We start from the raw sequence: 12210 nt of genomic DNA on the forward strand, positions 1-12210 counted from the left end.
GACTATCACTCCTTCTGTCGCGTTTTACCAATCATCAGAGGAATCCACCATCGTTGACCCGTTCTGGTACCGACTCTCCGGCCAACGGGTTGACCAACTGTACATACGTCGGGCTATTGCTGTCGCTCAGCAGAATCGCCCGTCCGGCCGGCAATCGGCTAAATCGCTGGCCCCGGATCTTGCCACTGTCGGCCGGATTGCCCGCTAACATCAGCGTAGTTGCCTGCAGGTCGTTCAAGCGACGCAGCAGTTGGTTGGTCATCAGCGCGTGCCCCGATCCGGTGGCACGCCCTGTGACGATCACCCGCAGCCCCAAATCACCGGCCTGACCAAGCAGCCCGATGAGGTTGGTCCACGGCCGCTGTCCGATATATGGACCGCTCATCGCTGGTGAATCCGGCACCTGGTCGACGTCGTCGATGAGCAAGTAATGGATGTGGCCCGCAAATGCCCAGCGGGACAATTCCGCTGCCGACAAACCTACCGGTGGCCGGCGCGCTTCGATGAGATTGGCCAGCCCAAGCATCGCCGGGATGATCCTGTCGATGTTGGCGGTGTATTCATTGTCGGGAAATAGTGGCTCGTCCACGAGGTGCAGCCGCCGATCCAGCACAATAAACGCTACCTGGTCGGGGGAAGAATGTTCGCGGATCGTGCGGATGATGTGGCGCAGCAGCGTGGTCTTACCAGATTTACTGTCGCCAAACACCATTAACAATGGATTGTTGGCAAAGTCAACAACAACCGGTGCCAGATCCTCTTCACGCTGGCCGATTACAACTTGTTCCGGGCCTCGATAGAGTGCACCAACAGCATCGGGCGCAAGGTTGGCGGGCAGCAACCGCACCGGTGGCGCAGCCACACCGGCGTGGCGAGCATTGATCACGGCAACCTGGTCTAGCTGCGGAGCAGCGAATAAAAAATGTTCGGCGGCCATAGTCAACCCGCGACCAGGCTGATCGTGCGGGACAGCGTCGGCCGGGCGACGTAGTGCACCAACCACGCGCACGTTGCTGTCCCGGGCATCGGGCAGCTTGAGCTCTAATCGCAAACCGAACCCGTCTCGCATCACCAGCGGCACCTCTAGCCAGCTCGAGGTAGTGATTATCACATGTATTCCGTATGCCAGTCCGACATTGACGAGCTCAGTTACCTTGGCCAGCAACGGGTTACGGGTATTGAACTGATCCGTATTGTCGCGCCCGAAAGCGTAGAGGTTGTCGATGACGAGAAAGACATCGCCGAAACAGTCATCTGGAGCCGAACCACTGGCCCGCTTGTCCCGGAATACCTCCCGCTGTTGCCGTGATAGCAGCAGCTGCTCAAGCTCACCAAAGGTACGACGGATTCGTTCGGGTTCTAGAGCCGACGCAACGCTACCGATGTGCAGCAGATCCTGAATCGCTCGCAACTGTCCTCCACCATAGTCCAAGCAGTAGAACGTCACATCACGCGGCGAATGCAGACTCGCTGCTGATAAGATAAATGTCTGCAACGCAGTCGATTTTCCGGATTTTGGACCGCCGTGGATCACCATATTACCGGCAGACGAGTTAGCATCAAACATCAAAAGGTCACGACGCATTTCAAAAGGCTTGTCAATCTCGCCGAGCGGCCAGCGCCACTGCCGTTGCGGCACTTCGGCACTGGCTAGTATCGCAGTCAGCTGGATCGACTCGTCAAGCGGTGGCAGCCATAGCTTCGGCGCCCGGGGCTCGTAGCGCGCCAACTGTTCGCCGATTGTCGCTATCAGCTTGCGCGGCGGGGCTACCGACTCATCCTCGTCTTCACTGGAGATGACGATGGGGTGATCCGGCTCCACCACACCGGCAGTGAACAGCTTTGGTTCTGGAGTAACTTCCACCACCCGAACCTTGGTTGATCGTGGAGGCTCGTAGATACCGTCGACGTAGGTGCTGCGGAACTTAATCGGCGCTGCGCCCGGGGACGGTACCAAAAAGCCCATGCCCTTGTGTTCTTTTCCCGACTCGATGTGATAAGCGTCCTCCACACCGATGATCTGACGGGAAACGCTGGCATTGGCCACCTTCAACCCAATTCGGTATGAAGTATTCTTGTCGATGTCTTTGATTTTGCCGAAGTCCAACGTCTGAGAAGCGAATAAGATATGAATCCGGAACGAGCGGCCCTTGCGTGCAACGTAGTCGAACAGCTCCGCGTACTCCGGATGATCGGCCAACATCAGGGTGAACTCGTCTGCAACCACAAATAGTGTTGGAATCGGCGGCAGATCGACTGCGCCGGCAGCTATTGCGTTCTCATATTCGAGCACCGAGTTGAACGCACTACCCTGAACCCGGCGGCCGGCCTCACGTAACAGCGTCTCCCGACGGGCCACCTCACCGCGAAGTGTATCAGCGAACCTTTCGGCCAGCGACTTCTTCTCAGCCATATTCGAGATCACCGCGACAACCTGTGGGAAATTTCGGAAGCTGTCGGCACCAGCCTCACCCTTGAAATCTGCATAGATCACGATCAGCCGGTCTGCCGAGTGAGTTGTTAACAGCGACAACAGAATCGACATCAGAGTCTGCGACTTACCGGATCCTGTCATCCCGATCATCAGGCCGTGCGGACCCATACCGCCCTCGGCTTCGTCCTTGAGATCAAACATCAACGGCTCGCCGGTGCCTGTAACACCGATCGGTATGCGTAGCTCGTCGTCGCGGCGTCGAGGAGCCCACAGTGTGGTCACATCCAGCCGTGACGCATCCGGGATTCCCAGCAGCGTCGTGAAGCTGGCGCCGCGGGTGGCCGCAGAGCGCAACCCGGCGTGTGTAGGGTTGGAGTCCCACCGTGACAGCTGGCGGGCCAGGTGGGCGGCCTCGTGGGCGCCAAGTCGGTCAGCGGTGTCGATGTAGGGCTGCCAGCCTCCGGTCTGCCAACGTTCGATGGTGCCACGCACAATACGCAGTATCGGCTGATCGGGATCCGAATACTGTTCGCGGTGCGGCGGTGTGGTAGAGCAATGCACCACCGTAACCCCGGCGCGGCCCATCACCAAAGTTGAGGCATTTAAATCGTAGTCGGGTTCATCGATCACTATCATCAGGTGACGCAGCGCATCAACCGACATGCCAGTGAACGCAGGGCGGTCGGTAAGCGCAGCTCCCAGCAGTGAGACCAGCTCGTCGGGGTCGGTCGATAAGTAACGCGCCGAGCCGACACCATCAAGCTGACCGGGAATGTCGACGTGTGGCAACCATTTAAGCCAGGACCAATCGCTGCTCTCCAGATCGCGAGTGGCCAGCGCCACCCCAAGCAACGCCGGATCGTGCCAGGTCACTGCCTGAGCAATCCAAGCGCGCAACGCCGCACGCGCTTCATCCTTGGAGCTCTCAGTGTCAATAAATACCGTAATCCGCGAAACTTTGCTCAGATCAATTCCGGTCGGCACGTCACGAACGATGCGGTGGACATCGAGCAGACTACGTAATGCGCTATACGACACCGGCTCCAGGTCAATCTCGTCCGCAGTGTCTTTGACCCGCAGCGCGGCGTCCAGCGGCACTTGGCGCCGCCCGACCCGCACAAGCAGGAAGTCGGAGTCATGCGGGTCTCGCTCCCACTGACGGCGGGATCCGGGCACGCCTGCCAACGCCGTCGGCTCAGGGTGGGACCACTGTGCGGCCGCGCGCTGCTCAGCGGCCTGGTTCCGGATGTTGTCTCGGACCACCGACAAGTATCGCAGGTAATCAGCCCGTTCGGCGTCGACCTCCTCGGTGCTCATCTTGTTGTCGTTGCCGCGATAGAGCGCGGTCGCCGCCAACAACATCACGAATGGAAAGAACAATGTCTGGGGGGAGATGATCCGCATCCCGGTGGCGACCATCGCGATGATCATGCCGACGATCAGGATCACGATCATGTAGGGCATCGCACGCCGCAGGAGCGACGGCGGAATCACACGAGGCAATTCAGAAGGCGCCTCGATGAGGATGGTACCCTTGCGGCTACTGGGTGGCGGTAGCCGCCGACGAGCTTCGAAGATAAGTCGACTCATCGGTGCTCCCCGTATGCTGTCGTCGTACGACCGGCCCTGGTATCGGGTGCCAAGCCATCGTGTTCCAGCAGTGCGTCGGCACGCGACAGCGTCGGTCCAACCGCGAACAGCGACAATATTGACCACGGAATAGGCACTGCAGGTAGTTTCAGGCCAAGAGCCTCAACGATTTTGCCGGGGCCAGCGGTAGCTTCCGATCTTGCATCAGCCTCGGTGTCAATACCATAGCGCACCCCGGTATCGGAGACCCAGAACAATGACGCGGTGGCTGGCGCTGCCGAGCCAACACCCACGGTTTGAGCGAAGTAGCCGGTGCCGGGTGTCAGCACAACCCGACTGGCCGTCGAGCTATCTCCCCGGGAGGGGGCACTAACCAGCTCGACAGCGCGCGCAGCATCAGGCACTGGCAGCGCCGCGCCGGACATTAGACTCAGAAAGCTGGTAGCGGCCCCGGCTGGTTTGCTCCAATATGCGCAGCTGACCGGGGCATAGCCAGCGTCGATGAGACTGATCTGCTGTTCAGGATAACGCTCGGTGTCCAGCATCCGCGACACCGGCAACTTGTCGACCTCGTCGGCACCAAGCCGCGGCGGCTGCTGCAGCCCATAAGAATTGATGTTGCGCAGGATCGCGGCAAGCACCGGCGAGATAGGCTGCAGACCGTCCGGCAACACCGCGTAATACCGCACCGAGTCGTATGGGTTCTTGCCCAGTGCCGCCAGACCAAAGGACACCACCACCGCCCCGATAGGAGCGCGCACTCCGAAGCTTGGTGTGGCACCAGCATTCGGAATGACGGGCGCCTTCAGCGGCGGCGCTTCGGGGATCGCGTTGAACAACCCTGCCCCGATAGGCCTGGGCGCAGGCACCTCAGCAAAACCGACACCAAACCCCAGCGCGTCGGTCACTGCGTGGTCAGCCAAGTCGATTTCGCTGCGCTTGCCGTCCCACAGCAGCCAGGTGCTGCCTCCCCGCTCAGACGGAGCATCAACCAAGACACCATGCGCGGACCCCAGCACGGCGGCCCGCATGCCGTGACTGTCCGGCGGACCGGCGATCACTGTGACACCCATGCTGTGAGCAGCGTGCCCGCCTTCCCCACTGACGACGTCACACACCGTCCAGTTCGCGTCATGGGTTGTGTTTTGCACCATCCTCTCCGGTGCTCCTGGAATACCGATCAGATTGCCGCGCGGAAACCGGTCCAGCTCGCTGCTTTTCACTGTGATGGGGTTGACCGACCGGCCGACGATCAGCCTAGCCGAGGTCAGGTTGAGCACCGGGTGGAGCTCATCGCCCACCCGTACATACAGTGCGGCGGTAGACCGATCGGCAAGCACCGCGTTGTTACCTGCTGCACCATTGGGCCGGATGAATGAGAACACAAAGCAACCTATCAGCCCAGTAATCACCAGTAGTGCGCCCACCAGCACCGAACGTGACTGGGTGCGCAACGGGTCGACAAGCATTCGGGTGTCGTGCAAAGCGATACCGGAGGCGATCCGGCGCATAACGAACCGCCAGCCTGTCACTTGGTGACGGGTGACAAATCCGCGGCGGTAGACCACCTTGTCAGGATTGTCGTTGACCGGCGTTCGCGAGAAGAACGAACGCCTTTCCCCTGACCACTCGCCGGGCAGCTCATTACTAGTCATGCGGTACCATAAGTCCGAGACCGCGCAGCAACGGCTCTACCGATCTCCGTACATCCTCGGACGTTACGGTCATGAGTTCCTCGTCACTTAACTCACCAGTACCGACATTGTTCGAATGGTCCAACCGGAATTCACGTTCTTCTTCTGAACGTTCAACGATGTTGCGGACAAACCGCCCGTTGCCCGCGATGTCGAGGCTGCGCCGAGAGATTCCATTGGAGTCAGGGGTAGACGATGTCGCCAAATTAGCGAACAGAACCTCCAACTCGTCGAGCGCAGCCTGCTCGAAGACGCTGTCTCGCTGTTCGGCCATCTTGTGCGCGATCTCGACCAACTCATGCGATGCGTATGAAGGAAAATCGATATTACGGGTGAACCGCGACCGCAAGCCTTCGTTAGTGTCCAGGAACTTATCCAGATCGGCGCGGTAGCCGGCGATGATCACGACTAGCCGGTCACGATCGTTCTCCATCCGTGCCAGCAAAGTGTCGATGGCCACCAAACCGAAGTCGTTTTTAGCGCCCGTAGCCACTAGGGCGTAGGCTTCGTCAAGAAACAACACTCCGTCTAGTGCACTGTCGATGACCGCGTTGGTTTTGGCCTCGGTCTCACCGATGTGCTGGCCGATAAGGTCGGCGCGATGCACTTCTCGGATATTCTCTTTCTTCAAAAGGCCTAGGCCACAATAAACTTTGGCGACCACACGGGCGATTGTGGTCTTGCCTGTCCCAGGTGGGCCAGCAAAGACGAGGTGGTGGGCACGTTGCGCTACCATGAGCCCACGCTGCTTACGCACTAGCTCCATAGCCACCGAACTCTTCAGCCGTGACACCTGGTTTTTGACCTCATCCAGGCCGATGAATTCGGCGAGCTGGCGCTCGGCCTCATGAAGCAGCACGGCTTTGCGTTCGTGGGCTGCGGGGTCGATGAAATCTTCCACACCAGGTTCGGTCTCGGGATCCCATGGATCGGTGCGAGCATCGATCCGGGCCGCGGTAGTGGTAACGATCCCAAAACTAGTGTCGGACAGGGCCTGCTCAATTTGCTCGTTGTCCGGATGTGCCGCGTACAAATCTTGCAGAACTTCGCTGGCCGACTCCTCGTCCGTGTGCGCACGTAGCACCAGCGCTTTGGCTAACGCGCCATCGACAGCCGCCACCGCGACCGGGCCCGCTGGCTCCTCCAGATACGACAATGCCGGGGCGAACATACCCAGCCGGGCCAGCGCGGTACCCAATGCAATCTTGGCGGCGTGCGTGTAAGCCTCGTCGATATCAGGGTCATTCACGATCGGAGTCAACAGCTTGACGACATCCGACCAGCGCCCGGCGCGGTAGTGGATGACGGCAGCGACCCAACGGGCATCCCGCCAACCTGGCCGGCGGTCGATGATACCGGTGACTATCTGATCGGCCTCGGCATAGGGTCCGGGCCCCCCGGTTGACGCTAGTGACGCCGCATAGGCGAGATGGAAATCATCCGGACCGATGGCTCGAAACTGCAGGTACAGTCCGGTGTCGTAGTGAAAGCCCAACGCGGCGGGGGCCAGTTCCACCTGACGTTGCAGCATGCCCGCGGTGTCAGCGGTACACGAAATCGCTGCCAGTACAGGGGTGGACACGTCACCAGCAGCGGCTAACCCGATCCAGACATCACACTGATCATGCGCGATGCGGGCAAGTGCGGTGAAACCCGACCGAGCGGCGGCCAGGTCGGCCGGACGTTGACGGTCGTAGACCGCAAGGCCGAGGGCGCGACAACAGGTAGCGAATCGGCTAACAACGTCGCCATCAACCTTAACGTGCGCCCGAGCAATGACAGACTGCCCGCCAAGCTTGCCGGCGTCACCGCGGTTCACGGCCGCTTTGCCTCCCGTACCTAGTATCGCCCAACCTGACCTGCCTGAAATTAGCATTGCGTAAGCTAACCGTCGAGCTTTTCAGACCCGCTCGCTTCACGACTCAACTCCGATTTCCGTGGCACTGACCAGGGTTTATTCATTATCGCGTGGCTATCTTCCACAGCGCCGACGCCACCCAGTGCACCTTACTGAATACGATTATCATATTCAAAAACTTCCCGGTTGGCGTCTTGGGCCTCCTTGCCAAGCTGCCGTTGTTCAGCCTGCCATGTGCAGGGCGCCATCGCGGTACCGGCCGGCAGGCCTCCGAATCCATCCACCAGCCAGCGTGGCCAGTATCGTCGCCACCTGGTCATCATCACGAGGCATGGTGCTGACAAAACCCATGAGGTGCACCACCGCTGAACCCAAAGCGATCGCCGAGGCGGCCGATCCGCCCCTGCAAGCGAGCGGGAAACACAGCGCTGTTAGTGCACCCCAGGCTGGCTCAACCTGGGTATCTATCGCCAGGGTGCACCGCCATAGCCACACAGCCCGTAAACAGGGCGACAGCCGCGGCTGGGGCACCGCTCAGCACCGCAGAACTAGTAGCCACCGGAAGACCATACAGTACAGCCACCGCCGGGACCAGGATAGCTGAACCCCAGCGAGTCCAGTTACCCCAGTAGCTCCCCCCAAATAATTGGACGTTAGCAATCGCCACATCAAGTGCAAGTATCTGCATTTCGTGGATAAACGCCTAAATAAGCTTCGTCCACTACGAAACCCCAGTATATCAGACTGTAACTGCGCTGTCGCACCGGAGGAATCCTGCGGAAATTCCAGTACATCTCTCCACAAGGTTTCAGGAACCTCCAGGAATCGATTCCTCTACCGACTCAGCTCATATGATGTTGACGATGTCATCGTCAACGATGTCTTGACCATCACTGTAACGACTGCTGTCGGAGCTGACCGAATTTTCGATTTGCGGCGCCGGATAAGTCTGTGGGCGCTAATGCCACCACCACGCTAAAGGCCGTCTGATGGTTAGATGACCATCGTGGCAGTCGCCTGGATCTACATCCTCATGTAGTCATCCTGATTAGAGTGATTAAGTATGGTGTCAAGCCCAAAGAAATTCGTAGCCGGCAATACCGCATGAATCGCATAATTGGCAGCCACCTCCATCAAGATCGGCACTGCCACCAGCACCATTAGGCAACGGCCTTCATACAATACCACCATCCCTGCTCTGTTGATGCTAGCCCGCGTCAGCCATGCCACTTACAGGCCATGTACAACAGCCGCATATTGCTCGGCGATTGAAACCTTCCCGCCGACACAGCCACGCCAACGCCACGATCACAATTGAGCTAGTCTGCCGCCGAAGTAAATGCAGAACTCAGCGAACGCCAACAGCCGAGGTGCTGATTCGGAACAGCTACTCAAACAGCTACTCAATAGGGTTCAATGGATCTACGCTGGCATAGCCAGCGACACCGGAACGGTCATTATCAGCAACCACACCACCACGCAGGTAGTAGTCGGTGCTAAGCTCACAAGAATTACCTCCTAGAGCCACGATTCTCTCGACGACTTTCACACCAGGTAACGAACCCGGCGAGCGCCTCTTGGCAGTACTGACCTCAATTTTGCGGGCGATCAGCGATCCAACTTCGGTTTCGGGTCCGGGGACCAGCTGGGCTGGCGTAACTAAGTAGGACAATGACTTACCGCAGGCAGTCCAGCCTCGTTCGCCAAACGATTTGATGGCCAGCGCACACTGCTAGTTGTAGACCAACTGAAAAAACACGCCCTGGTCGCAGCCGGCTGCCGCGGCGCGTTCTTCTTCGATTTTGGCTTCAAATTCGTCCGAGTCGAGTGGTGCGCCATCCTCGACGGCGACATAGCTATCCAGCCCTGCAAGCGAGTCGCTGCCACAGTGACGTCGATGCTAAGTCAAATACACTGCCCTGCAAAACCCGTGGCCAGTTATTACGCAGATCTATCGTGATTGCATGACAGTCGGTACACGATTGGGCACCCAGTGGGCACCTCAGCACTTTAAGTCGAGGACCTGTGTAAGGTCCCACCTCGAAAATTGTCGTCCCATCAGGCCATGCCAGCCGGGAGGCACAACAAAACACCTACGTATTAGAGTCTACGACCAGCGAGTCAGGTTTTTGCGCCCTCAATGCCGGATTGGTCAAAGCAGCTCGAAGCCGAATACCCGGCTGCAGCGTCCGTAGAACCCTCGCCGGCCGCATCCAAACCCCAGCACCAAACGCAAGCGCGAGGAAATTCTTGGCTACGACCTAACAACGGGAGTTTGAGCCCGGTGCGATTACCATCGACACCAGCATGATCATGACCCGTGATTCAAAATGAGCAACCCCATATCGTGCAGGTTGGGGGAGCAGCGCTGGCCGGTGCTCATAGCCCGGTCATGTCGGCACCAAAACCTGTTGCTGAATGTCTGATCCGTCCTACCAGGACGCCACAGGCCTGTGGGAAGCACGACCTCGGACCTCCTGCACAGCGCGAACATCAACTTGGTGTCAAACCTTTCACCTATGACCATACGGCCGCCGCGCAATGGCCCTTCTTGCAATACAGCAAGGTCCACCATACCACAGAATTTAACTACGTAACTTCGGGAACTATAAAGCTATGCGGCTGAGCCATTGAGTCACCAATCACTGCTAACCGTGAGTAACAACTTCGCCTAAACCGACCACGAGTTCAACGGAGTTATCGGGCGCTGAAACACAGCAAAAGAACAGCGTAGGCAAGCGGCGACTTAATCAGGCGGATCTGCTCATCTGGCTGTTTAATAACATGCTACATGTAGCTAACTAAGCAGCCCAGCAGAAGCCCCATCCTGAGCCGCCTGTCACGATCCCATAGTAACAAGTTGCAGGGAAACTGTCGGACAAATCGCGGCATGAGCCGGTTCGCTGGGCACAATACAGCCATCAACCGGTCGAACCGCCGTTCTTTGATGGCACCCTACGGCAACCGCCTCTAATCGAGGAATCGCTGCAGCAAAAATCCGGTCGGTAATTAGCAACGCAATGTTCTCCGATAACCGCTACCCTGGGCGTTGCAAAGCAATGTCCTTGATAGCTTATATGTGGGCCGCGGCGATCGGATACAGATTAGGTCACAGACGGCGTAGCCAATGTACATTTTGGCCAGTGGCTCCTGCCAGTATCGACCTAAGGCCGCTCAGTCCGGTGGCCACATGTCGGACGACACCTGCAACAGGGTCGCCAACGCCATGCCCTCTCGGTTAGTGGACAGTCGGCATACTCGTCGCTTCGCTCACCGATGAAGATGCGATAGATATCGACCACGCCCTTGTTAGAAACACGCCCCCACCTACAGCTGCAGGTCGGCATCGCACGGGTTGTACTGCACCGAGCTGTGGGCTGTCAAATACACCTGCGCGGGCATGCGGTTCACCTCGCGGTGGAAGATCGCTCTCTGGGCAACGTTGCCGGCGGTGTCCACGGCGAGGTAGGTGAATATGGGTGCTAGCCCGCTTGATCGAATGCAGGTCCAAGCGTCCCCTAGAGTTCTCCACCACACCGTAGCCGACGCCGGGTAGCGAACTTAATAGCATGATCACGTTGGCCGGACCGACCAGTAGCGCCAACCCCCATAAACCGCAGTACGTACCGAGGCCCCCATCGCTGGCCGGCGCCAGGCCAACGGCAGGAGGAGAGGAGCTGTTATTGCACTCCCTACATGCCCACCGAGTTCAGGAGAAGCCCGGTTAATAACTGCGATGGAGGGCTCTCCGGGGCGCACGTTCGTTTCCTGATAGTGTTTCCGTCTTTACGCTGGTGTCAAGAAGGAGTCAGTGACCGATCTATCCCCAGGTGACCGGAGGTGGCCAGCGTGCGGCCGTACCGCGGCGTGCAGACCGCACAGCGTGTGGCCGTACGACGTTACCGACTACTGGCCTCTGGCCTGGATCTGCTGAGGCCAACCACAAGGACTTTTCCGCGCTAACCGTACGGTAGTGTCTGTCACCAAGGCAGCCTGGGCGGTACGTTACTTCTACTACTACGAAAGTCTCACTGAAACAAATACAGACTTGCCAGAGATGTTTTCCGATTGGATGGCCCGCCACCACTCAGGCCACGACGCCAGCGTACCAACAGACTCGCGGGGGGATGGCCAACATTGTGCGAACCGACATGTGGTCGCACGAATCAGACATCTAGTGTCCATCACGCAACTGGCCAACCCAGTAACCGCGCGTAAACTGACCGAATCCAGCGCACTTTTTGCCCTGTTTTCCGGTCAGCATGTTGTCCATGCACTCAACTCACTTCGCTGCTCGACGGGCTCGCTGACCCAAACCTCTGTACCATCCTTGCCTCAGACTAATGGGGGCACCAACCATAGTGAGAACTGAGGCTCCAGCAAGCATCAGAGCGGCAGGGTGAGTCGCATGATACGCTGCGCACACGTGATCGTAGGATCGCCAACGTCACCTTTAACCAGCAGGGCGTGATCACCGACAACCAGACGTCATTGGGTTCGGCGATCATGAGATCGAACCCGGCGTCGCATACCAGCAACACCCCGGAGGTAGACGCGGCAAGCAGCAGCTAGCGGTGAAGGTATCCGAGTACAGCGGTGGCCAACTAGGCCAACAGGATGTTTGAGTACCACAC

The 12210-nt window shown here is 58.6% G+C and carries 6 protein-coding genes and 1 pseudogene; all 7 read right to left on the minus strand.

The window, feature by feature from the left end; all coding sequences use genetic code 11:
* Positions 1-34: 34 nt before the first annotated feature.
* The 7 genes and pseudogenes from ML_RS12995 to ML_RS16960 all read right to left on the minus strand — a co-directional run bounded on the left by ML_RS12995 (position 35) and on the right by ML_RS16960 (position 11231).
* A complete protein-coding gene (locus tag ML_RS12995) occupies positions 35-4024 on the minus strand; it encodes a type VII secretion protein EccC (RefSeq protein ID WP_010908948.1) in 3990 nt (1329 codons plus the stop codon).
* The gene (gene eccB / locus ML_RS13000; RefSeq protein ID WP_010908949.1) at positions 4021-5679 is read right to left on the minus strand and encodes a type VII secretion protein EccB; all 1659 of its coding nucleotides are present in this window, start codon (positions 5677-5679) and stop codon (positions 4021-4023) included. The genes ML_RS12995 and eccB overlap by 4 nt, the downstream gene beginning before the upstream one ends.
* Positions 5672-7537: a type VII secretion AAA-ATPase EccA gene (gene eccA / locus ML_RS13005; protein WP_165443164.1), complete on the minus strand. Its 1866-nt coding sequence runs from the start codon at positions 7535-7537 to the stop codon at positions 5672-5674. Before eccA ends, eccB begins: the two co-directional genes overlap by 8 nt.
* A gap of 1062 nt (positions 7538-8599) precedes the next feature.
* A complete protein-coding gene (locus ML_RS19930; RefSeq protein ID WP_145985231.1) occupies positions 8600-8767 on the minus strand; it encodes a PPE domain-containing protein in 168 nt (55 codons plus the stop codon).
* Positions 8768-8975: 208 nt separating this feature from the next.
* Complete coding sequence (locus ML_RS16955; protein ID WP_041323460.1) at positions 8976-9248, minus strand: hypothetical protein; 273 nt, start codon at positions 9246-9248, stop codon at positions 8976-8978.
* Between the two features lie 184 nt (positions 9249-9432).
* A complete protein-coding gene (locus ML_RS19705) occupies positions 9433-9669 on the minus strand; it encodes a class I SAM-dependent methyltransferase (RefSeq protein WP_111481108.1) in 237 nt (78 codons plus the stop codon).
* Between the two features lie 694 nt (positions 9670-10363).
* Positions 10364-11231: pseudogene (locus tag ML_RS16960) on the minus strand (oxygenase MpaB family protein).
* Between the last annotated feature and the right edge of the window lie 979 nt (positions 11232-12210).

It is taken from the genome of Mycobacterium leprae TN (genome assembly GCF_000195855.1).
Classification (GTDB): domain Bacteria; phylum Actinomycetota; class Actinomycetes; order Mycobacteriales; family Mycobacteriaceae; genus Mycobacterium; species Mycobacterium leprae.